At 40.4% G+C, this 26337-nt stretch carries 21 protein-coding genes; 15 read left to right on the forward strand and 6 right to left on the reverse strand.

The genetic code is table 11. The features are described 5' to 3' along the window. Window positions 1-13: 13 nt before the first annotated feature. Genes AC0VZ5_RS07645 through AC0VZ5_RS07670 form a run of 6 tightly spaced genes read right to left on the reverse strand, consistent with a single transcriptional unit; the run spans window position 14 to window position 6951 of the window. Window positions 14-913, reverse strand: coding sequence for a hydroxymethylglutaryl-CoA lyase (locus tag AC0VZ5_RS07645; RefSeq protein ID WP_248527266.1), 900 nt, complete (start codon window positions 911-913; stop codon window positions 14-16). Window position 914: 1 nt separating this feature from the next. Next, window positions 915-2897, reverse strand: coding sequence for an acetyl/propionyl/methylcrotonyl-CoA carboxylase subunit alpha (locus AC0VZ5_RS07650; RefSeq protein WP_475474725.1), 1983 nt, complete (start codon window positions 2895-2897; stop codon window positions 915-917). A gap of 8 nt (window positions 2898-2905) precedes the next feature. Further along, window positions 2906-3676: an enoyl-CoA hydratase/isomerase family protein gene (locus AC0VZ5_RS07655; RefSeq protein ID WP_010389950.1), complete on the reverse strand. Its 771-nt coding sequence runs from the start codon at window positions 3674-3676 to the stop codon at window positions 2906-2908. A 12-nt stretch (window positions 3677-3688) separates the two neighbouring features. Beyond that, window positions 3689-5296 carry a carboxyl transferase domain-containing protein gene (locus AC0VZ5_RS07660; protein ID WP_010389951.1) on the reverse strand — a complete coding sequence of 536 codons (1608 nt, stop codon included), beginning with the start codon at window positions 5294-5296 and terminating at the stop codon, window positions 3689-3691. Window positions 5297-5305: 9 nt separating this feature from the next. Beyond that, entirely contained in the window at window positions 5306-6481 is a 1176-nt protein-coding gene (locus AC0VZ5_RS07665) for an isovaleryl-CoA dehydrogenase (protein ID WP_475474726.1), read from the reverse strand. Window positions 6482-6516: 35 nt separating this feature from the next. After that, window positions 6517-6951 (reverse strand): MerR family transcriptional regulator, encoded by a 435-nt coding sequence (locus tag AC0VZ5_RS07670; RefSeq protein WP_008114692.1) that lies wholly within the window; start codon window positions 6949-6951, stop codon window positions 6517-6519. 329 nt (window positions 6952-7280) lie between these two features. Here AC0VZ5_RS07670 and AC0VZ5_RS07675 point away from each other — a divergent pair, with 329 nt between their 5' ends. From AC0VZ5_RS07675 to AC0VZ5_RS07745, 15 genes are all read left to right on the forward strand, one after another. Beyond that, the gene (locus tag AC0VZ5_RS07675; protein WP_464708732.1) at window positions 7281-8462 is read left to right on the forward strand and encodes a thiolase family protein; all 1182 of its coding nucleotides are present in this window, start codon (window positions 7281-7283) and stop codon (window positions 8460-8462) included. Between the two features lie 72 nt (window positions 8463-8534). Then, a complete protein-coding gene (locus AC0VZ5_RS07680; protein WP_475474727.1) occupies window positions 8535-10025 on the forward strand; it encodes a CoA-acylating methylmalonate-semialdehyde dehydrogenase in 1491 nt (496 codons plus the stop codon). Window positions 10026-10144: 119 nt separating this feature from the next. Continuing rightward, window positions 10145-11302 carry an acyl-CoA dehydrogenase family protein gene (locus AC0VZ5_RS07685; RefSeq protein ID WP_008114688.1) on the forward strand — a complete coding sequence of 386 codons (1158 nt, stop codon included), beginning with the start codon at window positions 10145-10147 and terminating at the stop codon, window positions 11300-11302. A 10-nt stretch (window positions 11303-11312) separates the two neighbouring features. Next, a complete protein-coding gene (locus AC0VZ5_RS07690) occupies window positions 11313-12092 on the forward strand; it encodes an enoyl-CoA hydratase (protein ID WP_475474728.1) in 780 nt (259 codons plus the stop codon). Then, complete coding sequence (locus AC0VZ5_RS07695; protein WP_475474729.1) at window positions 12092-13249, forward strand: enoyl-CoA hydratase/isomerase family protein; 1158 nt, start codon at window positions 12092-12094, stop codon at window positions 13247-13249. The genes AC0VZ5_RS07690 and AC0VZ5_RS07695 overlap by 1 nt, the downstream gene beginning before the upstream one ends. Before the next feature lie 4 nt (window positions 13250-13253). Then, window positions 13254-14153 (forward strand): 3-hydroxyisobutyrate dehydrogenase, encoded by a 900-nt coding sequence (gene mmsB / locus AC0VZ5_RS07700; protein ID WP_475474730.1) that lies wholly within the window; start codon window positions 13254-13256, stop codon window positions 14151-14153. 9 nt (window positions 14154-14162) lie between these two features. Continuing rightward, complete coding sequence (locus AC0VZ5_RS07705; protein ID WP_178956045.1) at window positions 14163-14933, forward strand: SDR family oxidoreductase; 771 nt, start codon at window positions 14163-14165, stop codon at window positions 14931-14933. 381 nt (window positions 14934-15314) lie between these two features. Then, window positions 15315-18065: a TrlF family AAA-like ATPase gene (locus tag AC0VZ5_RS07710; RefSeq protein ID WP_475474731.1), complete on the forward strand. Its 2751-nt coding sequence runs from the start codon at window positions 15315-15317 to the stop codon at window positions 18063-18065. Between the two features lie 246 nt (window positions 18066-18311). Next, entirely contained in the window at window positions 18312-18665 is a 354-nt protein-coding gene (locus AC0VZ5_RS07715; protein ID WP_475474732.1) for a nuclear transport factor 2 family protein, read from the forward strand. Window positions 18666-18793: 128 nt separating this feature from the next. Next, entirely contained in the window at window positions 18794-19477 is a 684-nt protein-coding gene (locus AC0VZ5_RS07720; protein ID WP_475474733.1) for a hypothetical protein, read from the forward strand. A gap of 476 nt (window positions 19478-19953) precedes the next feature. Beyond that, window positions 19954-20928 carry a transposase gene (locus tag AC0VZ5_RS07725; RefSeq protein WP_475474734.1) on the forward strand — a complete coding sequence of 325 codons (975 nt, stop codon included), beginning with the start codon at window positions 19954-19956 and terminating at the stop codon, window positions 20926-20928. A gap of 448 nt (window positions 20929-21376) precedes the next feature. Then, window positions 21377-22198 carry an alpha/beta hydrolase family protein gene (locus AC0VZ5_RS07730; RefSeq protein ID WP_475474735.1) on the forward strand — a complete coding sequence of 274 codons (822 nt, stop codon included), beginning with the start codon at window positions 21377-21379 and terminating at the stop codon, window positions 22196-22198. Between the two features lie 364 nt (window positions 22199-22562). Then, window positions 22563-22877 (forward strand): DUF1330 domain-containing protein, encoded by a 315-nt coding sequence (locus tag AC0VZ5_RS07735; RefSeq protein ID WP_178956048.1) that lies wholly within the window; start codon window positions 22563-22565, stop codon window positions 22875-22877. Between the two features lie 79 nt (window positions 22878-22956). Then, window positions 22957-24246: a S41 family peptidase gene (locus AC0VZ5_RS07740; RefSeq protein ID WP_138608818.1), complete on the forward strand. Its 1290-nt coding sequence runs from the start codon at window positions 22957-22959 to the stop codon at window positions 24244-24246. Between the two features lie 242 nt (window positions 24247-24488). Next, the gene (locus AC0VZ5_RS07745; protein WP_475474736.1) at window positions 24489-25952 is read left to right on the forward strand and encodes a serine hydrolase; all 1464 of its coding nucleotides are present in this window, start codon (window positions 24489-24491) and stop codon (window positions 25950-25952) included. The last annotated feature ends 385 nt before the right edge of the window (window positions 25953-26337 follow it).

Below are 26337 nucleotides of genomic sequence, written 5' to 3' on the forward strand. Positions count from 1 at the left end.
CTGTGCTATATAATTATTGTGCGTGTAATGCTGCAGAAACCTTGCTAGCAGGTTGTTTGTTCAGTGCACTCGTAATTTGCCAACCTGCCTCAGCAAGCCTTTGTAAATCAATTCCATGCTCAATGCCAAGCCCTTGCAGTAAGTATACAACATCTTCGGTGGCAACATTTCCTGACGCGCCTTTGGCATATGGGCAGCCACCAAGGCCGGCAACAGCACTGTCAACCGTTGCTATACCAAGGTTTAGCGCAGCGTAAATATTTGTGAGCGCTTGCCCGTATGTGTCATGAAAATGTACAGCAAGTTTAGATTTATCAATATGTTTAAGTAGCAATGTAAGTAGCTCTATTACTTTAGCGGGTGTGCCAACACCTATGGTGTCACCTAGGCTAATTTCATAACAGCCCATTTTTAAGAGTTTAGCAGCAACAGCCAGTACAGTATGAGGGTCAACATCTCCCTCATACGGGCAACCTAACACACAACTTACATAACCGCGTACGCGAATGTTATTCGCCTTTGCAAAAGCCATAACTTCACTAAAACGCGCCAAACTTTGCTCAATAGAGCAATTAATATTTTTTTGGCAAAATGCTTCGCTCGCTGCGGTAAATATTGCAAATTCTTTAATACCTACAGCATCTGCTGCCTCTGCCCCTTTTAAATTAGGGGTAAGGGCACTGAGATTAACCTCAGGTAAATTAAGTGCGCTTATTACTTCACTAGAGTCTGCCATTTGTGGCACCCATTTAGGTGAGACAAACGCACCAGCTTCTATGTCTTTTATGCCTGCAGCGGCGAGTGCGTTAATAAGCGTTATTTTATCAGCAGTTTCTACAGCGGCTTCATTTTGAAGTCCATCTCTGGCGCCCACTTCAACAATGCGCACTGCTTTAGGTAATAATGAACTCATATTAAGCGGGTTCCTCTGCAGTTGTGTCTTCAACTATGGCCAGTAAAGCGCCATGGCTTACCAGTTCACCCTCAGCAAAACAGTAACTTTTTAATACGCCATCATGTGGGGCATTAAGCGTGTATTCCATTTTCATTGCTTCAATTATAACCACTGCATCGCCTTTAGTAATGGTGCTTCCCACCTCTAACAAGTGTTTAACTACAGTACCATTAAGTGGGGCAGCAAGGGGTAATGCCTCATTTTCATGTGAGCTGATGAAATGTTTATCAACACATTCAAACTTAGTTTGCAGTGCTTGGTTCATTACAGTAATGGCATTATCAACGTGGCTAACATGCGCAGTGTGTTTAGCGCCATTAATCGATACGTTGCAGTAGCCATTAGTTAACTCACCTTGCACTTCAAAGGTGTTGTCATTAATGGTCATGCTATAGCCCTGCGCGGTTTTTATTGCGTTTAAGGGGGTATCGCTAAATGGAATGTTAACTTGTTGCGGCGCATTTAAACTAAACCCATGTAATTGTTGCCATGGATTTGCACTACTTGTATTACTACCAAGTGATGCTAAATACGCAAAACCTGCAATTAAGCGGCTAGTTTGTAATAAAGACGGGTCAATAGTAACTAACGCTTCACCTTGCTCTGCAATAAAGTGGGTGCTTGGAGCACCTTGTTTAAAGCGTGGATGAATCGCTAAATTATATAAAAAGCTGATATTAGTGCTAAATCCGGCTAAATGAAATTGTGTTAATGCTTGTTGTAAACGCGAAAGTGCTTGGTCGCGGTTATCATCATGAACAATAAGTTTGGCAATCATTGGATCGTAATACGGGCTTATTTCATCACCTTGGGCAATACCAGTATCAATACGTACATATTCACTGTTCGGGGGCGTATATAGTGCCTCAATAGTGCCAGAGCACGGAATAAAGTCATTACTTGGATCTTCAGCATAAATACGTGCTTCAAAGCTGTGTCCTTGTAGCTGAATATCTGCTTGCGCTAAAGGTAACGCTAAACCACTGGCTACATTAATTTGCCAATTAACTAAATCAACGCCTGTGACCATTTCACTCACTGGGTGCTCTACTTGCAAGCGAGTATTCATTTCCATGAAAAAGAACTCATCACCACAGAGTAAAAATTCCACAGTGCCAGCGCCTCGGTAGTCAATTGCTAGTGCACATCGTACCGCGGCTTCGCCCATTTCTTTTCGCAATGAGTCTGATAAACCGGGGGCAGGCGCTTCTTCAATCACTTTTTGATGCCGACGCTGCAATGAACAATCACGATCACCTAAATACACACAGTTGCCATAGTTATCAGCAAATACTTGCACTTCAACATGGCGTGGTTGGTCAACATAACGCTCAAGCAAAACCAGATCATTACCAAAACCGGCAATAGCTTCACGTTTAGCACCTTCTAATGCGCTTATAAACTCACTGGCTTTTGAAACTATACGCATGCCCTTACCACCGCCACCAAAGGCCGCTTTGATAAGCACAGGGTAGCCAATTTTTTCAGCCTCAGCTTGTAAAAAGCTAGGGTCTTGTTTATCGCCATAATAACCAGGCACCAAAGGAACATTAGCGGCTGCCATAATTTCTTTTGCACGGGTTTTAGAGCCCATAGCTTCTATGCTGCTTGCTGGTGGCCCAATAAAGGCAATGTTATTAGCTTCACAAACATTTGCAAATTCGCTGTTTTCAGATAAAAATCCATAGCCCGGGTGAATACAATCAGCACCACTCATTTTGGCAACGTTAAGTATTTTATCTGCAACTAGGTATGAGTCTTTACTCGGCGCTGCACCAATATGATAGGCTTCATCCGCCATTTTTACATGTTGAGCGTTTTTATCTGCATCTGAATAAACCGCAACTGTGGTCAAGCCCATTTGCTTTGCTGTTCGCATAATACGACAAGCAATCTCTCCGCGATTAGCAATCAGAATTTTTTGTAAGTGTACTGTGTTCATAATGCGTCCTAGAGTTGCCATTGGGGAGGGCGTTTTTCAAAAAAGGCAGTTAGACCTTCTTGACCTTCGTCTGATACACGAATTTTGGCTATACGTTCTGCAGTGAGCGCAATTATTTCGTTATCGATTTCTTTGTTTGCCACATCATTAATAAGCGCTTTAGCTGCTTTAACCGCTACCGGGCCATTATCTATCAGCGTTTGTAATAGGTTATCCAGTGCACAGTCTAAATTCCCTGTAATTTGGTGAACTAGCCCCAGCTGTTTAGCCGTATGCGCATCAAATACTTCAGCCGTTAAGAAGTAACGACGAGCAGCGCGTTCACCAATAGCTTTTATTACATAAGGGCTGATAACAGCAGGAATTAAACCTAATTTAACTTCACTTAAACAAAATTGAGCGTCGTCTTTACTGAGCGCGATATCACAGCAAGCAATTAAGCCCAATGCGCCACCAAATGCTGCGCCTTGTACCGCACAAATAGTAGGGTGTGGGCTTTGTGCTAATACTTGCATTAGCTTAGCCAGCTGCATCGAATCGGCCAAATTGTCGTTATAGTTGTTATCTGCCATCGATTTCATCCAGGCTAAATCGGCACCGGCTGAAAAGTGTTTACCCTCAGTTTTTAATACAAGGGCACGAATATCGAGCGTATTAGCATGTTCAATACATTGAATAAGCTCATGGATAACGTCGCTATTAAAGGCATTGCGTTTTTCTGGGCGACTTAAAACAAGTACAGCCACATTAGATTTTGTTATTTGTAGTGTTACTGACATTTTAAGCTCCCATTACATTCTAAATACGCCAAATTTTGATTCACGCTCAGGAGCATTTTTAGCTGCGCTAAGTGCAAGCCCTAGAACATTGCGTGTATCAGCAGGGTCAATAATTCCATCATCCCACAAACGGGCACTGGCATAATAAGGATGACCTTGCTGTTCGTATTGATCGATGATTGGCTTTTTAAAATCGCTAATTTGTTGCTCGCTCATGCTTTCGCCTTTGCGGGCTAAACCATCTTGTTTTACTTGCGCCATTACACCAGCGGCTTGTTCACCACCCATAACTGAAATACGGGCATTCGGCCACATCCACATCATGGTCGGTTCAAATGCTCGGCCACACATACCATAGTTACCTGCACCGTATGAGCCACCGATTAAAATAGTAAATTTGGGTACATCGGCACACGATACAGCCATCACCATTTTAGCGCCGTGTTTAGCAATGCCTTCAGACTCATATTTTTTACCAACCATAAAGCCAGTGATGTTTTGTAAAAATACCAGTGGAATGTTGCGCTGAGCACATAGTTGAATAAAGTGCGCGCCTTTTTGCGCTGACTCACTAAATAAAATACCGTTGTTGGCCACTATGCCTACGGGATGACCATAAATGCTGGCAAAACCTGTTACCAGTGTTTCACCAAAGTAGCGTTTAAATTCATCAAACGATGAGTCATCAACAGTACGTGCAATGACCTCACGGACATCAAATGGCTTTTTAAGATCAGTACCGACAATGCCGTAAAGTTCGTTAATATCATAACGAGGGGCTTTTACTTCTTCGAGTAATGGTGAGGTAGGGCGTGAATAGTTAATTCGTTCAATACATTGGCGAGCAATCGACAACGCATGAGCATCGTTTTCAGCGTAATGATCGGCCACACCTGATGTTTTACAGTGTACATCGGCGCCACCAAGCTCTTCTGCAGTAACTACTTCACCGGTGGCAGCTTTTACCAGCGGTGGACCAGCTAAAAAGATAGTGCCTTGCTCTTTTACAATAATACTTTCATCGGCCATAGCAGGAACATACGCGCCACCTGCAGTACATAACCCCATAACCACAGCAATTTGTGGAATGCCTTTACCCGACATACGCGCTTGGTTGTAAAAAATACGACCAAAATGCAGTTTATCAGGGAATACGTCGTCTTGCTCAGGTAAGTTTGCGCCACCTGAGTCAACTAAATAAATACACGGTAAATGACAACGTTCGGCGATGTCTTGAGCGCGTAAATGCTTTTTAACAGTCAGCGGGAAATAGGTGCCGCCTTTTACTGTAGCATCATTAGCAATCACCATACATTCAACGCCTTTAACGCGACCAATACCTGCAACCACACCGGCACAAGGAATATCTTGTTCATAAACGCCAAAGGCAGCAAATTGCGATATTTCTAAAAATGGCGAGCCTTCATCTAGCAAAGTGGTAATACGGTCACGGACAAACAATTTACCGCGGCCTTCATGGCGCTCTTTTAGCGCAGCGCCACCGCCTAAACGTATTGTTGCTGCTTTACTACGTAAATCATCCACTAGCGCCGACATGTTGTTGTGATTTTGCACAAAATTTGGATCATGCGGATTAACGCTCGATTTTAAAATCGTCATAACTAATCCTTAGCGGCTTTCAGTGAATAATTCGCGACCAATTAACATACGGCGTATTTCAGAGGTGCCTGCACCAATTTCATATAATTTTGCATCACGCAGCAAGCGACCTGTTGCGTATTCATTTATATAACCATTACCGCCTAAAATTTGAATTGCGTCTAATGCCATTTTAGTTGCAAGCTCAGCAGCATATAAAATTGCGCCAGCAGCGTCTTTACGGGTGGTTTCGCCGCGATCACATGCTTTTGCTACTGTGTACACATATGAGCGAGCTGCGTTCATTTGTGTATACATATCAGCAATTTTGCCTTGTATTAACTGAAATTGACCAATAGGGCTGTCAAATTGCTTACGCTCATGGATGTAAGGCACCACAATATCCATACACGCTTGCATTATGCCAAGTGGGCCGGCCGCTAAAACAACACGTTCATAATCAAGGCCACTCATAAGTACCTTAACGCCTTCGTTTAAGTTACCTAAAATATTTTCTTTGGGTACTTCACAGTTTTCAAATACCAATTCACAGGTATTTGAACCACGCATGCCGAGTTTGTCGAGCTTTTGTGCGGTTGAAAAACCAGGGAAAGTTTTTTCTACAATAAAGGCCGTAATCCCTTTAGCACCGGCGTTTAAATCTGTTTTTGCATAAATAACCAGCGTATCTGCGTCAGGGCCATTAGTGATCCACATTTTATTACCGTTTAAAATGTACTTATCGCCTTTTTTCTCTGCTTTGAGTTTCATAGAAACAACATCAGAGCCCGCGTTAGGTTCACTCATAGCCAGCGCACCAATGTGCTCGCCACTAATTAGTTTAGGTAAGTATTTTTCTTTTTGTGCTTGTGAACCATTACGGTTTATTTGATTAACACACAGGTTAGAATGCGCACCGTAACTTAAACCAATAGAGGCACTTGCACGGCTAATTTCTTCCATGGCAATAACGTGCTCTAAATAGCCTAAGCCAGCACCACCAAACTCTTCATCCACGGTCATGCCAAGCACGCCCATTTCACCCATTTGCGGCCAAAGTTCATTGGGGAACGCATTATCAAGGTCAGTTTTTTCAGCTAGTGGGGCAATTTCTTGACTGGCAAAGCTGTTTACGTGACTGCGGATCATATCTGCAGTTTCGCCAAGGCCAAAGTTCATTTCTTTATATAGTGAAATAGTGCTCATGATTAATTCCTGTGTGTTGATGACGTTGTTATATTTTATTCATCTATTTTGCTAAGCGTGTCGCGACAGCGACGTTCAGCGGTGACCAGTTCCATAAGAACCACTTTAATGTCATCCATCTGTTGTGAAAGATCGGCTTTTTTCTCACTGATAAGGTCAAGCATAGTAACTAACTGTTTTGCACTTGATTTATCAGCATCATACAGTTCAAACAAACGACCTGTTTCAGCTAAGGTGAAACCTAAACGTTTACCGCGCAGTATTAGCTTAAGGCGTACCTTGTCGCGCTTTGAGTAAATACGTGTTTGACCATTGCGCTCTGGTGATATTAACCCTTGGTCTTCGTAAAAACGGATAGAGCGGGTGGTAATATCAAATTCTTTAGCCAATTCACTAATGCTAAAAGTTTGTTCGTTTTTAGCCGGCTCGTTGGCTGAATTTGCAAAGTTTGTTTGATTATCTGATTTCATTGTAATGTTTACCTCATTCGAATAACTCCAATATAAGTGAAGTTTACGTAAAGGTAAAGTGCGATCTGGTTGTTATACTTTAGACGTATAAAATAAAAGCGGAAATGCAGCAGAAGTTGAGTGTTTATAAACGTTATAAGCCAGTTAGACAGTATGTAATAAATTTTTAGCAAGCTAACTTTACAGTTTTTACACTAATTAGAAAGTTGATTTTAGATTTACGTTGGCGTAAACGTAAATTTTATGTATGCTCGTATTTATCAGATTAGTTTAAACATTAAGCTAAACATAATAAAACATGTTTGCGTTAATTGAAAATGGAGCCTTTTATGTCTTTCGAAAGCGTTGTAATTGTAGCAGCAAAACGCACCCCAATGGGTGGATTTATGGGCGCACTAAGTGATGCGCAGTCTACCGAATTAGGTGCTACGGCCATTGCAGGCGCACTTGCTCAAACGGGTTTAAGCAATGATGCAATTGATGAAGTAATTATGGGCTGCGTATTACCAGCCGGTTTAGGCCAAGCACCTGCGCGTCAAGCAATGCTTAAAGCAGGGCTTGCACTAAGCACCGGCGCTACCACTATTAATAAAGTATGTGGCTCTGGATTAAAAGCAGCGATGTTAGCGAATGACCTTATTAAAGCAGGTTCTATTGAATCAGCAATCGCTGGTGGTATGGAAAGCATGACCAATGCACCTTACTTTATTCCTAAAGCCCGTGGCGGTATGCGTATGGGACATGGCGAAATTAAAGATCACATGATGAGTGATGGCCTAGAGGACGCCTACGACAATAAAGCAATGGGTTGCTTTGCTCAAGACACAGCCGATGAATATGGTATTGGTCGTGAGCAAATGGATACGTTTGCACTGGGTTCATTAAGTAAAGCAAACGCAGCCATAGACAATGGGTGGTTTGATAGCGAAATTACTCCGCACACTATTAAAACGCGTAAGGGTGACATCACCGTTTCAATTGATGAGCAACCTGGCAACGCACGACCTGAAAAAATTCCAAGCTTAAGAGCTGCATTTAAAAAAGATGGCACTATTACTGCCGCTAATTCATCGTCTATATCAGATGGTGGTGCTGCGTTAATACTAATGAGCGAATCAAAAGCAAAAGCTGAGGGTTTAACACCACTTTGTAGAATTGTTGCTCACAGTACTCACTCTCAAAAACCAAGTGAATTTACCGTAGCCCCAGTGGGCGCAATGAACAGCGTTCTTGAAAAAGCTGGCTGGACAACCGCCGATGTTGATTTATGGGAAATTAATGAAGCGTTTGCCATGGTCACTATGCTGGCTATTAACGAATTAAAGCTCGATGAAAGCAAAGTAAACGTCAATGGTGGTGCGTGTGCACTAGGCCACCCAATTGGTGCTAGTGGCGCACGTATTTTAGTAACACTCATTCATGCGCTTAAAAACCGAGGCCTTAAAAAAGGCGTTGCGTCTTTGTGTATAGGTGGCGGTGAAGCCGTTGCTATGGCAGTCGAAGCACTTTAACTGATAACAAAGCCGCAGCAACTATAACAATCACAGCGCTGCGGCAATTAAATTGACTCAATAGGATTTATTATGCACCAAGTACCCTTACTAATTAACGGCAAGTTCGTTCAGTCAACGTCAAATGAATTAATTGATGTTGTAAACCCAGCTAATCAAGAAGTGCTCGCGCAAGTGCCGTGTGCAACAGACGCAGAGATGGATGCGGCGATTGCATCAGCCAGCGAAACATTTAAAACGTGGAAAGATGTGCCTATTACAGAGCGTGCGCGCATTATGATGAAATACGCGGCGCTATTAAAAGAAAACCATGATGAACTAGCCACTATTATTTGTCATGAGCTAGGAAAAACGTTTGAAGATGCAAAAGGTGATGTGTGGCGTGGTATTGAGGTAGTTGAACAAGCTGCTAATGCGCCATCGTTAATGATGGGTGAAACCATGGAAAACGTAGCGCGTAAAATCGATACGTATTCTTACATGCAACCACTGGGTGTGTGTGCAGGTATTACGCCATTTAACTTTCCGGCAATGATCCCATTGTGGATGTTCCCACTGGCAATTGTGTGTGGTAACACCTTTATTTTAAAACCGTCTGAGCAAGATCCACTTACTCCTATGCGCTTAGCTGAGCTATTTATTGAAGCCGGTGCGCCAAAAGGCGTGTTACAAGTAGTACATGGTACAAAACCACAAGTAGACCGCTTATTAGAAGACAAAGCCGTTCGTGCTATTTCATTTGTGGGTTCATGTGGTGTAGGTGCCTATATTTACTCTAAAGGCACACAAAACTTAAAACGTGTTCAAGCGTGTGTTGGCGCTAAAAACCACATGGTAATTATGCCTGATGCAAGTAAATCGCATGTTGTTAATAACCTTGTGGGTGCCTCTGTAGGCGCGGCTGGTCAGCGCTGTATGGGTATTTCAGTGGCTGTATTTGTTGGTCAAGCAAAAGACTGGGTTGATGAAATTAAAGCAGGCTTTGAAGGTGTACGCCCAGGTGTTTGGGATGATGCAGACGCGGCTTATGGCCCACAAACATCACCTGCTGCAAAAGCACGTATTTTATCACTGATTGCGGATGGTAAAGCACAAGGCGCTACCTGTTTAATTGATGGCTCTGATTTTAGCGTTGAAGGTTACGAGCAAGGTAACTGGGTAGGTCCTACGTTATTTACTGATGTAACCAAAGATATGAACTTGTACAAAGAAGAGATTTTTGGTCCAGTATTGGCGTGTATGTTTGTTGATACCCTTGAAGAAGCTATTGCGCTTATTAACGAAAGCCCTTACGGCAACGGTACTTCATTATTTACCTCAAGTGGTGCGGCTGCACGTAAATTCCAACACGAAATTGAAGTAGGCCAAGTGGGTATTAATGTGCCAATTCCTGTGCCTTTACCATTTTTCTCGTTCACGGGTTGGAAAGGCTCATTCTACGGCGATACACACACGTATGGTAAACAAGGTATTCGTTTTTACACAGAAACCAAAACCATTACTTCTCGCTGGTTTGAAGATGATATCGCTTCAGGTCCAAATATGAGTATTAATCTTAAGTAACAGTTTAACCGCATAATTAATAAAAAAGAGGGGCACAACACATAATGTTGTCGCTCCTCACTAATAACTCCCTTGATGGGATGCACCGACAACAAACAAAACACAACAAGAGGTCTACCATGGACTTTAACTTATCTGAAGATCAACAAGCTTTTGCGCAAACGGCGCGCCAATTCGCAGAATCTGAACTAGCACCACATGCAGCTAAGTGGGATCGCGAACATATTTTCCCAAAAGACACAATTAAAGCCGCTGGTGAGCTTGGTTTTTGTGGCTTATACACGCCTGAAGAAGCCGGTGGCTTAGGTTTATCTCGTTTAGATTCAAGCATTATTTTTGAACAACTTGCACTGGGTTGTACAGCAACTACAGCTATGCTGACCATTCATAATATGGCAACCTGGATGATCGCAAGCTTTGGCACCGATGCAGTAAAAGACAAATACGTTGAGCAATTGGTAATGGGTGAATTACTGGCATCGTACTGTTTAACTGAGCCTGGTTCTGGCTCTGATGCTGCGTCATTAAAAACTAAAGCAGTTCGTGATGGTGATGAGTATGTTATTAACGGCTCAAAAATGTTTATTTCAGGCGCCGGTGAAACAGAAATTTTAGTTGTAATGGCACGTACAGGGGCAGATGGCCCAAGTGGAATCTCAGCGTTTGTTGTACCAGCAGATGCCAAAGGTATTGAGTACGGCAAAGCAGAAGAAAAAATGGGTTGGAATGCCCAGCCAACACGCTTAATCAGTTTTGAAGATGTACGAATTCCAGCAGCAAACTTGTTAGGCGCTGAGGGCGAAGGCTTTAAGTTTGCCATGCAAGGCTTAGATGGCGGCCGTATTAATATTGCCACTTGTTCTATTGGTACTGCACAAGCGGCACTTAATACCGCACGTGAGTATTTAAAAGAGCGTACCCAATTTGGTAAACCATTGGCTGCGTTTCAAGCGCTACAATTTAAAATTGCCGATATGAATACCGAGCTTGTAGCAGCGCGCCAAATGGTACGACTCGCGGCGTTTAAACTTGATACTAACGACAGTGAAAAAACTACTTATTGTGCTATGGCTAAACGCTTTGCAACCGATGTTGGTTTTACTGTATGTAACGATGCGCTGCAAATTCATGGGGGCTACGGTTACATTAAAGAGTACCCACTTGAACGCCATGTACGCGATGTACGTGTTCATCAAATTCTAGAAGGCACTAACGAAATTATGCGCGTGATTATTGCGCGTCGTATCTTAGCCGAATCAGCCAGCGAAGTTTTATAAGGAGATTAGTATGTCAAATCCTAGTATTGAATTAACTATTGAAGGCCATGTAGCTATTTTAACTATGTCGAATCCGCCAGCGAATACCTGGACGAAAGACACCTTAGTGGCGCTTAAAGACACAGTTAATCAGCTCAACACCAATAAAAATATTTATGCATTAGTACTGACTGGTGAAGGCGAGAAGTTTTTTAGCGCCGGTGCCGACCTAAATGTATTTGCCAGTGGCGACAAAGGTGTCGCTGCAGATATGTCATGTGTATTTGGTGAAGCGTTTGAAGCGCTAACTAATTTTAGAGGCGTGTCGGTTGCAGCCATTAATGGTTATGCAATGGGTGGCGGGCTAGAAGTAGCGCTTGCTTGTGATATTCGTATTGCAGAAGAGCAAGCACAAATGGCATTGCCTGAAGCAAAAGTGGGTTTATTACCCTGTGCTGGTGGAACGCAAAACTTAGCATGGCTAGTGGGTGAAGGCTGGGCAAAACGCATGATTTTATGCGGTGAGCGCTTAAAAGCCGATAAAGCGCTACAAATTGGCTTAGTGGAAGAAGTGGTTGCACAAGGTGAAAGCTTTGCAGCAGCACTAAAACTAGCAAACCAAGTAGCAGAGCAAAGCCCATCGTCGGTTACTGCATGTAAAACATTGATTCAAAAAGGGCGTCATCAGCCAATGGCGAATGCATTGCCACTGGAGCGAGAGCTGTTTGTTGGTTTATTTGATACCGAAGATCAGCAAGAGGGCGTGAACGCCTTTTTAGAAAAGCGTAAAGCTAATTGGGTGAATGGCTAATGACTGAATTAACCCGTTTAAATTCAGCTGATGCTGCCGTGGTATTTGAAACGGCAACCACAGACAATGGCCGACTCATTGGTTTTGCTACGCTTAACGCGCCTAAGTCATTAAACGCGTTAAATTTTGAGATGATCAGCTTACTCGAGCCGCAACTACAGCAATGGGACAAAGACGATAACATTGCATTAGTGGTTCTTAAAGGTGCTGGTGAAAAAGCATTTTGTGCCGGTGGCGATGTAGTGAGCTTACACACAGCAATGAGTGAGGGTAAACCGAACTCACTGGTTGAAGAGTTTTTTACTCAAGAGTATCAACTCGATTACCTTATTCATTGCTATAACAAACCCATTTTAGTCTGGGGTAACGGTATTGTAATGGGCGGCGGTTTAGGTTTAATGGCCGGTGCCAGTCATCGTGTTGTTACTGAAACATCACGCATTGCCATGCCAGAGCAAACCATTGGGCTTTACCCTGATGTAGGTGGCAGTTATTTTTTACATAAAATGCCCGCCCATGTTGGTTTGTTTTTAGGGCTTACCTCGGCATCTATAAATTGTGAAGACGCTAAGCTTGTATCGCTTGCCGATCACTTTATAAATGCCGATAAATACCCAGAGCTTGTTGAAACGTTACTCAATACTAAATGGGGTAAAACAGCAAGTTTAAACCACGACAAGCTAAGTAACTTGCTTATTGAGTTAGATAACAATTCTAGCCGTATGCCAAAAGGCAATTTAAAAACCAACTTAAGCTTGATTCAAAAGCTTGGCGAGTTTGACACGTTACAGCAGCAGGTAGATTACATTTTAAATCTAACCACAGATGACAAATGGCTACAACGCGCTCAAAAATCGTTGGCGCATGGTTGCCCATTAAGTTGTGCCTTAGTGAATGAGCAGCTCAAACATAGCAAAGGTAAAAACTTAGCTGAGTGTTTTAAAATGGAATTGGGCATGTCGGTTCGTGCTGGCGAAGTGGGCGAGTTTCAAGAAGGTGTACGTGCCTTACTTATTGATAAAGACGGTACGCCACAGTGGCAATTTAACACTCTTAAAGATGTGCCAAACGAAGTAGTAGAGAGCTTTTTTGCAAATCGCTTTGGCGATCAACATCCGCTAGAGCCGTACTTTTCACAACTAAATTTACAAGGGTAAAGCGATGAGTAAACTTAATATAGGATTTATTGGTTTAGGAAACATGGGCGGCCCAATGGCAGCAAACTTAGTTAAAGCAGGCCACAGTGTGCGCGTGTTTGACTTAAGTGCAGAGGCCGTTAAAGAGCTTGTGAATCATGGGGCTAGTGCGGCGCAAAGCGCAAGTGACTGTGCGCACGAGGCTGATGTGCTAATTAGCATGCTACCGGCAAGCAAACATGTTAAATCACTTTATTTAGGCACAGACGAGCAATCGGGTTTAATTAAAGTACTAAGTAAAAGCACTTTAGTAATTGATTGTTCAACCATAGATGCACAATCGGCTCGTGATGTAGGCCATGCCCTAAGCGAGCAAGGTATTGCGTTTGTTGATGCACCGGTATCGGGTGGTGTAGCAGGGGCAACAGCGGGCACGTTGACCTTTATTGTGGGTGGTGAGCAAACTGCATTTGATAAGGCGAATTCTGTATTAGTCGATATGGGTAAAAACATATTCCATGCCGGTGCTATTGGTGCAGGGCAAGTTGCTAAAATATGTAACAATATGCTGTTGAGTATTTTAATGGCGGGTACCAGTGAAGCTATTCAAATGGGCATTAATAACGGTCTCGATGCAAAAGTACTCAGCGACATAATGAGCGCAAGTTCGGGTCGTAACTGGACGTTAGAACTTTATAACCCCTGCCCAGGTGTTATGGAAACCGCACCAGCTAGTAACGACTATAAACCTGGCTTTATGGTCGATTTAATGGCTAAAGATTTAGGCCTTGCGATGGAAGCAGCGCAACAAAGTAATTCACTGACGCCAATGGGCTCAATGGCTAAAAATTTATACACTATGATGCAGCACCAAGGTGCAGGCAGTGATGATTTTAGTGCCATTTTTAAATTGTTTTCGAAGTAGGAAAGTATTGTGGAAATAAAAAATAATACCGTAGTTATTACCGGTGGCGCACAAGGCTTAGGTTTTGCAATGGCGCAAAAGTTTGCCTTAATGGGCGCTAATATTGCCTTAATTGATATGGCGCAAGCCCAGTTAAATGAAGCAACCGAGCAGCTATCTGCATTAGCAGGCGTAACAGGCACTATTAAAGGCTACAGCGCTAATGTAACCGTTGAGAGCGAAGTTGAAGACGTATTTAATACCATTAACAGTGACTTTGGTCACATTGGGGTATTAATTAATAACGCCGGCATTTTACGCGATGGCATGTTTATAAAAGCCAAAGACGGCAAAGTGGTTAAAAAAATGTCGCTTGATCAATTTCAATCAGTGATTGACGTAAACCTAACAGGCGTATTTTTGGCAGGGCGCGAAGCGGCTAGCCACATGATTGAATCAGGCAAAGGCGGCGTAATTGTAAACATGTCGAGCGTAGCGCGTGCGGGTAATATTGGCCAAACTAACTATGCAGCCTCAAAAGCAGGTGTTGTGGCATTAACCACTACATGGGCTAAAGAGCTTGGCCGTTTTGGTATCCGCGTTGGCGCCATTGCCCCAGGTGTTATTAGCACCGCAATGACCGATGTAATGAAGCCAGAAGCTAAACAGCGCATGCTTGCTGTAACACCAGTAGGGCGCTTAGGTGAAACCGGTGAAATAGCCCATACTGCTCAGTATATTATCGAAAACGACTTTTTCACTGGCCGTGTAGTAGAGATAGACGGCGGTATTCGTTTGTAAACTAATGTTTATAAACGTATGAGTGTAAGTTGATTAAAAAGCACAGCCCTTTGGGTTGTGCTTTTTTTGTTTTAAATCGCACCATTATAATTTAATTATGGTTAGAAACAGAGATTTCATAAACGATATTCAAATTAAAAATGGTACTGTGTATATAGACAGTGTGTGGTGATTTGTCTGATAACATTATTAAAAGTCGTTTTGGTATATTTTAACAACGATAATTTTATAACATACGTAATAACTTGTTTACATAAGAGTTATTTAGTGGAATTATTGAGCAATGTAATATACGCCGTTTTGGGGTGTTATAACCCCCTCAAAGTGGTGTTCAATAAGCTGTTAGCACTCTTTAGTTTCAGTTGAGTATAAGGATATAGAATGAATTTTGTTGGAGCACGATGGTGGAAATTCGATTTTCACACACACACACCAGCTTCTTTTGATTATGGAAAATCGGATAGTGCATTAAAAACTTCTAAATCTCCTAGAGATTGGTTATTGGACTATATAGACAAGGGAATTGAATGCGTTGCAATCACAGATCATAACACTGGTGATTGGGTTGACGGCCTTAAAGTTGCAGCAGAAAATTTAAGAGCTGAAAATCATTCAATATATGTTTTTCCTGGTGTCGAGATTACAGCAAGCTCAAACATTCACGTATTAGCTATTTTTGATCCAAGTGCTACTTCTGCAGATATTAATGCTGTTGTTGGTGCTTCAAAGTTTCGTGGCACTAAAGGTGATAGTGACTCAGTTGCAGAAGAGAGTGCTGAAAATGTAATAAAAGAAATACAATCCGCAGGGGGGGTAGCAATCCCAGCCCATATAGATATGAAAGCAGGGCTTTGCCAACAACCTTCTTCTCATACAGTCAAGCAAGTATGCATTCACGCTAATGCCGTTGAGATAGTTTTCCCAGACAGGGAAGTAGCAGCAACACCACTATCACGATATACAAATTTAAATATCGAATTACCATCTGTAATCGGTTCTGATGCTCATCACCCTAATGACATTGGTAGAGCATTTACATGGGTGAAAATGTCATCTCCTTCGATTGATGGTCTTAAGCTAGCACTAGTTGATGGTTCTTCTTCACTAATCCGTTCAGATAGTGAAATATCTGATCCTAACAGAGCTTCAAATACACTATTGCGATCAGTAACTATTGAATCTGCAAAGTATGCAGGCCGTTCATCACCGTTAGTTATTGAGTTTAACCCTTGGCTTAATTCTATTATTGGAGGCAGAGGAAGTGGCAAGTCTTCAGTTCTTGAATTTATCAGGTTAGGCATGGATAGAAGTAGAGATTTAGAGGATTTAAACCCTCAAAATGAAATTCGTCGATCCTTCGAAAGCTTTATTAAAGTAGCAGTATCAAGAGATACTGATGGAGTAATGCTACCTAACACTAAAATAAGCTGTGTTTATACTAGAGATGATGTTCATTACCTTTTGAGATGGACTAAAGAAAGTAACCGTGTATCAATTTTTCGTTCGGAGGGTGGTGAATGGCTGCCTGAAGATGGTGAGGCGCACTCAAGGTTTCCAATAAAAATATTTAGTCAAAAGCAAATATTTAACTTAGCAAAAAATCCGAATACCCTTTTGCGCTTGATAGATGAATCCTCAACTGTAGGGTTTCAGCAATGGAAAATGGAGTGGGAAGATAAATACACGCACTTTCAAACATTGTGTAGCCAAAGAAGAGAACTTCAGTCCAGATTATCTAATAAAAATGTACTTCTGGGGCAGTTATCTGATGTAGAGCAAAAAATTAAAACAATTGAACAGTCAGGTCATGCTGATATTCTTAACAGCTATCAGGCTTTTAGAGCTAAAAGAACAAGGGTCGCTCAATATGAAACCGATGTTGTTAACTTAAAAGCTCAGGTTGAGACATTCATTAATACTGTTGAAATACCGACAGCTGATGCTAGTATATTTTATAACTTAGTAGGAAGTGAGCAAGAAGTAGCCACAAAAATTAGTAACTTGATTCAAGCAGCTTCAAATTTCAAAGAGAATATTACTAACGCAATAACAGCTATTGATTCTGAACTTGCTAACTTTAAAGAATGGTATTGTCGTTCTGAATTTAATCAGGCACACATAGCTGCGGACGAAAAATATAATAAGTTAATTGAGAGCTTGCAAAGCCAAGGTGTTACCAGCCCCGCAGATTATTCAAAATTAATAGGCGATAGAGAAACAATCAATAAATCGTTAAAAAGTATGGAACTCATCGACAATCAGGTTGTTGAACTAACTACTTCGGTAAATGACTCATATCAAGAAATAATAGAATGTAGAAAAAGGTTGACGGTAAACCGACTTGCTTTCCTAGAACAATATTTATCTGACAACTCTTCAATTCAAGTTGAGATTACACCATTCTCTGACTCTGAAGATTTAGATACATCATTCAGGAAAATTTTAGGAAGGACGGATAGTGCATTTTCAGCTGAGATATTTGACTTAGATCGAGAATGTGGTTTTCTATTTAACCTTAATAAAGAGCTATCTACTATTACTAAAGCAACAGATCTAAATAACCTAGAGCAAGGGTTGAACCAAATTCATAGTTTTAAACAAGGTATTTTTAATTTTAATTCAGGCGAAGTTTTAAGTACAAAGTTAGGTAAAAGATTTATTGATTTCATGTCACAACTTCAGCCCCAAAACTTTGATGCTATGAATACATGGTTTCCTGAAGACAAGCTAACAATAAAGTTCAATGACGGGAATCGCTTTAAAGATGTATCTCAAGGTTCCGCAGGACAGAAAGCTTCTGCAATACTCTCCTTTCTACTATCATATGGAACAGAGCCACTTCTCTTAGATCAACCTGAAGATGATCTTGATAATGGGTTAATCACCAGTCTAATAGTATCAAAGCTACATGAAAACAAGGCCGATAGGCAGATAATAGTTGTAACGCACAATCCAAATATTGTTGTAAATGGTGATTCTGAATATGTGGTTGCATTAGAGGATAGAGGACAAATTAACTCACTTGCTTCTGGGGCATTACAGGAAGTAGATGTAAGGAAAAATGTTTGTGAAATCATGGAAGGTGGTGAGCTAGCTCTTCAGAAAAGATATAAAAGGATGTTTAATATTTAGTGTATGCAGAGTGCTAACAAGTCGTTTAAAAGGACAAAAAACAGTTGGCTTTTGTTCGTTCCTCACAAAGTGTAGCTAACTATTTTTCGCGCTTAACGAGGCGTTATGTGAACCTCAAGGTAAGGAGTACCAATGAAAAAGTGCTTATCAATTTTAACTATATTAATTTCTTTTATTTCAACAGCTACTTTAGCAAGTAGCGATTAATTTGATTACGATAGCTTTATTAAAAAATATCACCAAGCTATGACAAATACGCAAATTCCTAATGCATCTAAAGAAGACTTAGAACATTATTTGTCATTGTTGACTGACGATGTTGGTAACCAACACTTCCCAAATGCTCCAGATGATTCTAGAGAACCCGATGGAAAAGAATTAATACGTAAAGGTATGACTCGTTATTTAGGTGTTCATACAGAATATAAAGCAAAAATAATAGAGTATATCGTTGGTTATAATTCAGTAGCTCTTAAGCATACTTTTGCTGCTAAAGGCTTACGCTCAGACGGTTCAGAGTTTAGCTATAGCAAGGAAGTGTTAGATGTTTTAGAGCTTGAGAATGGTAAAGTATCTGTAATTCGTAGGTACGGGCAATAGTTCACATAACAATCTGTTTAATCAGGACAAAATACAGTTGGCTGTGTTTCGTTCCTCAACAATTTTAGCCAACTAAATTTTGCCCATTTACGAGGGCGTTAGCAATACAACAAACGGGGTTTCGCCAAATGAAGGGTCTACAAAAACTAGCTGGTATCGCAGCAATTTTCCAAGGGCTTATTTACATAGCAGCCTTTGTGTATTTTGGGGCTTTTTGGTCATATCCAGTTGATGGTAGTCCAGTCGAAAAAATGACCTACATGGCAGAAAATCAACTTCTATTTTCAATGATCTATTTTCTAATGTACGTGGTGTTTGGCATTTTTCTGGCCATACTCGTTATTGGTATGTATGAGAGGCTTAAACATAAAGTTAATCCCTTAATTACTATTGGATCTCTATTCGGGGGCATTTGGGTCGGTCTGGTGATCGCAAGTGGAATGATTTCGAATATCGGGCTTGATCATGCAATCGATCTGATGGATGCAAATCCAGAAAAAGCCCTTGATATGTGGATAATCGTTTCAGTGATAACAGAAAGTATAGGTGGTGGAAATGAATTAGTTGGCGGACTTTGGGTTCTATTGATTAGCGTAGCAGCTATACAAGAGGGCAGATTACCCCGGTCACTTAACTATCTCGGATATTTTGTAGGCATAGCGGGCATTGCAACGATTTATCCTGACAAACTATTTACTGAAATATTTGGCGTATCACAAATTGTTTGGTTTATTTGGTTGGGTATATGTTTACTAACCGAGGAAAATGCTAATAAATCAATCCAGCAGACCGCTAACGCGTCGGCTGATTGAGGCGTTGTACGCACAAGGAATTGATAAATGCGGTTAACTTTTTTACTACTCTTTTTTACTACTTCTGTTAGTCAATTTTGGCTGCCTTGCCTCATCTTGCATCGTCACCGATGAAATGCGCGAGAAGTTCCAAGCATGGTGAACCAAATGGGTCAAATCTTGACTTTAGGCATCATAAGAGCCAATTCTGCAAGCTTTGGCTAGTCTAAATCACTCGTCGTTCTCGATACTCTTTCATTTGCTGCTGTTTATTATTTTTAAAACACGTTAATTGTTTAAAACCAAAGGGGTCAAGTCTTGACTTCAGACATCAAAGGTCTAGATTTATAGTTTACTGCTTATTGAGTGAATCGCTATGTCTAGGCCGCTGCGAATAGAGTACGAGAACGAATTTTATCAAAACCAAAGGGGTCAAGTCTTGACTTCAGATATCAAAGGTCTAGATTTAAAGTCTACAGCTTATTAAGTGAATCGCTATGTCTAGGCCGCTGCGAATTGAGTTCGAGAACGCATTTTATCATGTGATGAACCGCGGAAGAGGGCGCGAAAATACCTTTTTGAGTGATGACGACTTTAAATATTTTTTATATTGCATTGAGCAAGCAAGCCTTCGCTTTAATATTGAAGTGCATTCATATTGTTTAATGACCAATCATTACCACTTGCTAATCAAAACCCCTGATGCAAATTTAGGCCGAGCCATGAAGCATATTAATGGCCTTTATACCCAATACTTTAATCGAACACATAATACGGATGGTGCGTTGTTTAGAGGGCGCTACAAAGCGGTGCTTGTGGATGCAGATAACTATTTATTGCATGTTAGTCGGTACATTCACCGTAACCCAATTGAAACGAGTAACCCTTTAATAGAAGAGCTTGTTAAATATAAGTGGTCTAGCTACCCAGCTTTCATTAGAAGGGGAGTGACGCCTAAATGGCTCGTTCGAGACTTTATATTTTCGTTGCAAGGCAAAAAGCGTAAATATACAGCTTATAAGCAGTTTGTGGAATTTGAAAACAACAAAGAAATAAGCGCTTTCTATGGTGCTAAAAAGTTATTGTCGGTGCTTGGTTGTGAGGACTTTATTAAAAGCATAAAGGACTATATTGCGACATCAGATAATGAAAGTAAGTTTGTTAGTAAAAAGTACTCTGCAAATGATGTAATTGCTTATGTAGCTAAACATTTTAGTGTTGAAGTAGATGATATAGTAATGGTTAAAAAGGGGCGCAAAGAGAAAAACTTACCCCGTTGGTTTGCTATTAAATTGTGCCAGGATTTAACGGGATTAAATTTGCAGGCTCTAGCAGATGTTTTTAATGTTGAACACTATTCGGCGATATCGAAAGCTGTCGGTAGGTTGAATACATTAATTGTTGAAGATAGAAAGGTTAAATTACAATTGGACAAGCTGCAAGATTGTTTGATGTCTGAAGTCAAGATTTGACCCCATTTGCTTTAACAATCCGCGTCATTCAGGGCCTTCGGGCCGGAATGACGCTCTTAAGTTCGCGCGCATGTGCGGAGCGCTATACACAAGGATGAGCAGTGGCATTTAAATCTACGATTTTATTTCTTTTTATATTTATGATTTCTGGTTGTGCTTCACGAAGTGCAGAAGAGATCGGGGGAAATTCACTTCTGGCTCTGACTTTACTTAGCATGACTAAGAAAGTTCTAGGATCGATAATTTTTTACCCTAAATAAAAGCCACTCAGACACTTGTAATCCCTTTCAAAACGCCGATTAAAAATATCAAACACTTCTTTATATGTTGCGTAAGAGTACAGTAATTGATTGAACCAAAATAGGAACTCAGCTATGGTTTGTTTATAAATAAAAACAAATAAAAAACGAGTTAATCTACAGGCTCGTTGGTCCCACAAGAGGAAGACATGCGTATTAAATTTATATTTATATTGATAACTTTATTTTCGAGCGTATCAAGTGCGCAAGACTTTTTTGTTAAGGAAGTGAGGTTCAAAAACATTGTTGCCAATCTCTATCTTCCTAATACCTCAGAAAAAGTTCCTGTGGTTATTGCAATCGGTGGTTCTGAGGGAGGAATCAGCACAGGTGATGCCAATGGTAAAATGATTGCACCACATGGGATCGCTGTATTAGGGCTCGCCTACTTTAAAGAAAAAGGGATTGCTCAGACACTAGATCAAATACCCTTAGAATATTTTTTAAGTGCAATTGATTATCTTGAGACTGTTTCTTCAATAGATTCGTCAAAAATTGGTTTTATTGGTGGTTCTAGGGGAGCTGAATTAGCGCTTTTATTAGCATCGATGGAACCACGCATCAAATCTGTTGTAGCGACAACTCCAAGCAAAGTAGCTTGGTACGGAATGACTACAGCAAGGTCAGCGTGGACATTTAACGGAAAAGATATTCCTGCTTTAAGCTTGGAACTTGATGAAAAGGCTCCTTTACTTAATCGATTTGAAGTTGCTTTAGAAAATAAAGACAATGTAGCAAACTCATTATTCTCTTTCGAAAAAATAAATGGTCCAATATTGCTGATTTCAGCAAAAAACGATCAAGTTTGGCCTTCATTTCAAATGTCGAACGAGATAGAGGAATACCTTAAAAAACATAATTTCAAACATTCCGTCACACATAACGCATATCCGACAGGTCATGGTTTTAGTCAAGAGACAGCGCCTGAAATAAAACAGTCAATAATTGACCATTTCATGCGTACTTTATAGTGCTAACATATATGAACCTTAACCGAGTCAATGGACTAGTTTTTTTACCGTTTTCATAAATTGACGTTTAATTCTAAATCAAAAAACAATTCGTTTGCTTCGTCTGTTAAGTAAGTAGCTTACAGCAAATTATGGATTCATGTTATTGTAAAAGTTCATTGAGCTGTCTCCTATAAGGTTGGTTACCCTTTCATCGTAGTTGAATAATCGCGATGCAGGGGAGGAGGCTTAATGAGAATCAAGCCATTACAACAGGACAAAAAATTGTTGGCTTTTCTCCTTCGTCACTTATTTAAATCAACTAAATTTGCCTATTATTTGGGCGTGATGGATTAGTTTAGTCTTTAACATAATAGGTTACAAAATGTATGAATTTTTAGTTGGCTTGGAAGTTTCGGACAATGGCGCGTATTCAGACTATCGAGCGGCTATGGCACCCATTCTTAGTGCTTTTGGTGGCGGTTTCGGTTTTGATTTTGTAGTTTCGGAGGTTCTTCTTTCAAAAGTTGATACTCCTATTAATCGAGTTTTTACAATTCATTTCCCAAATAAAACCATCTCAGAAAACTTCTTTTCCGATCCTGAATATTTAAAAGTAAAAGCTCAATTCTTTGACGTGTCTGTATCTCACGTAACAATCATTGCGGGCTATGAAAAAGACTCTCAAAATATCATCTAAAAAAATATTCTTACTTTGTATTTAAACCTTTATAACAGTTTTTGCGACTAAGTTTTAAAGCAAATAATAAAGGTTTTATATGAACTACTTAAAGCAGGTTTTAAATATAGCATTATTGGTATTAGTTAGTTTTGCGGGTATTAAGCCCGTGCAAGCTACTAACTTACCTTTTGAACAAATAATCACACCTCAACAAGCAAAGCGAGATATTGCGCAGTGGTCACAATGGCTGCACAGTACACACCCTGATTTAAAACACAGTGTGGCCGACATTGATGCTTTTTACTTGCAACTGAATACTATAACCGCAGCTATTACCGATGAACTTAGCGTGCGGGAATTATGGGCCCGTTTAGCGGTATTAAATTCAACATTGGCTGATGGGCATTTAAAAGTAGGGCATGCTTCTACGTCGCAATGGCGTAAATGGGTCAATAGTGGCGTGGGGCTTTTTCCATTTGAAGTTGCGATTGTAAACCAGCAACTTTATATAAAATCTAACACAGGCGGTACCAAGAGTGGCTATGCTGAGCAGCAAATAAAGGCGATTAATGGCGTGCCATATGAGCAAGTCGTAGCTCAGTTATTACGCCGCACACATGGTGATACTGATGAATTTAGACAAGAAGTATTAGCACGTCAATTTCATCGTTTATTATATTTAACGTTTGGTTACTCAGAACAATTTAGCATTACCTTAGCAGATGAAGAGCTCACGCTAGCTGCGAGCAAAACTTTGCCACAAAGCATGGTTGAACGCTCATTTGTAGATACTTTTAATGTTGAGTACACAGGTGAGACGGCAACCCTTACAGTTAATTCATTTTCATGGCCTGATTTTAAGCAATACCTTGCCTTTATGGACGCCACTTTTACTCAGCTAACAGAAAAAAACATAAAGCACCTAATAATTGATATCAGTAATAATGGCGGTGGCGATGATGACTTTTGGATGGCAGGAATTATGCGTTATATAACGGATGTACCATATCGTCACTTTTCCCATTATCGCTCTAAGGTGTTGTTAAAGTATCGTGATCCAGGCCAAATAGTAGGTGAAATTGAGTCTGGTGAAAACACTCGTTTTATACAGCCAGAACCTGATCTTGCTAACTTTTTTACCGGGGATGTTGCTGTAAAAATAGGGGCTTACACTTATTCGTCAGCAATTGTGTTTGCTAACACCCTACAAGATTTTTCAATTGCGCCATTGGTTGGCGAAGACACAACAGGAAGAAGCACTCAAACTGGGGGGATCCAGTTTTTAAACTTAATACATAGTAATTTGCAGATGGTCAGCCCGCGCTTTATTTTGACAAGGCCAAATGGTGAGCTGCAAATGACTGGCGTTAAAGTTTCTTCGTTGTGACGCTTAAACACCGAGAACTGATATTAGCATTTTGTTCGTTCACTAAAGTGGCTGTCGCTTTAAAACATTGCTTAGTATAAAAATCTAAGCAATTGTCTTTAATGCGTATTTTGCTAAACTATAAGCGCTGATACTCGAGTATAAATGTATAACTAACTTCGAGCCATATATTTACCTTTGAATATTTTTATTTATAAAAGGTATTCTATCTAAACTATTACAATTAAGGAAAACGCGTTCCAATGTTTAGGAAAAACATTCGTTGCAGCTTACACATTTTATCATTAAGCACATTATTACTTACCAGCCTACTACCACAGGTAAAGGCCGATGAAATAGATGACTTTTTACTAGAGAAAATGCGCACAGCTAATATTCCAGGATTACAACTGGCAATCGTGAAAGACAATAGGCTGATAAAAAAAGCCAGTTACGGCCTGTCGAACTTACAAGACCAGGTCACGGTACAAAACCATACCCCTTTTCCTATTTTTTCGATGACTAAAGCTTTTACTGGCGTTGCAATTATGCAACTTGCCGCTGAAAACAAGTTATCGGTTAACGATCCGATTTCAAAGCATTTAGATGATTTGCCTAAAGCATGGCAACCGCTAACTATCCGTCAGCTGCTAAGCCATACTTCTGGTTTACCTAAAATATTAAATGGTCATTGGGTTGATTTAATTTCCAATGGTCAGCCAGATCCTGCGTGGCAAGAAGTACTTACTTTACCAATGCGTTATGAAACCAATAGCCGCTTTGATTACAACCAAACAGGTTACATTTTGTTAGGTAAAATTATTGATAAGTTATCGGGTCAGCCTTTTTCTAATTATATTCAGAAAAATCAGTTGGCTAAACTAGATATGCCCATAACTTTGGCTGCAGGTTTTGCTCATACTGAATCTATTGTCCCTAATCAAGCTCGTCCTTACGTTACTGGCAATCAAGGAAAGCTAAAGACGGTACAAATAACTTTCGACCCATTCTTTAGAACTGCGGCGGGTATGAGTGCTACCGCAACTGAGCTTGCTAATTACGCGATAGCGCTTCAACAACGACAACTCCTTGATGAGAAGTACCTTAAAGAAATGTGGTCACCAACGCGTTTAAAGAGTGGTCAAACTGCAGGTTTTAGCAATTTAGAAAATGGTTACGCTCTAGGTTGGCAAACAATTGGACGAGAGCAGCATCCAGCAGTAAGTGCCAGTGGTGGTGATGCTAATTCAATGGTGATTTATCCAAAAGATAACTTAACCATCATTGTATTAACTAATAAGCTAGGAAGCTTGCCAATATTCTTTATTGATGAAATTGCTGGCTTTTATTACCCTGAGATGAAAGCTGAAAATGGTTGGGGGTTGTCACAAGACTTATTCAAACTTTTCCAAGGGATTAAAAAACAGGGCTTTAATCAAGCCATCACTTTAGCGGATGAGATGAAAGTAAGTGCAGCGTTTGATGTGCAAGAAATTAATCTTTTGGGCTATCGCTATGTGGCTAAAAATGAACTAGCAAAGGCATTAGAGATATTTAAGCTAAATGTTCATTTGTTTCCCGACAATGCAAATGCTTATGATAGTTTAGGTGAAACCTATGCTGCACTTGGAAATAAACCAGAAGCGATAGCTAATTACGAAAAAGTACTCGCATTTTTGCCGAATAATCAACATGCCCTTAAGCAGCTGGCTCGGTTGAACCAATAACCTAATAAAGCGTAGACAATAAATAAAATCGCGCTAAGGCAACTACCATACTTCGCGCGCTTTTAAAAACTATGCTGGTCGAACTATATGCGGTAAATCTTTACTTCAGACATCAAAAGCCCAATCTATAAAAGTATTAGTTACTCAAAGCCAGACGACCTCATTGTTCTTATATTTACTGCTGTATATTACTTCTAAACACGTTGATTTATTAAAGCAGTAACTTTAGGTTGCCGTTTTTTATTCCTACTATTTAAGTTTATTTTAAGCTTACTCAATTAATACTCAAATTCAAGAACCTTTAAACCATGCACCTGATTTACTAACTCATTTTATGTTTTAGATCATTAAGCAGTAAGTGATTAAAGGTTAGCCTGTAAACATG

The sequence above is a fragment of the Pseudoalteromonas sp. QJM3NY_12 genome (assembly GCF_056173165.1).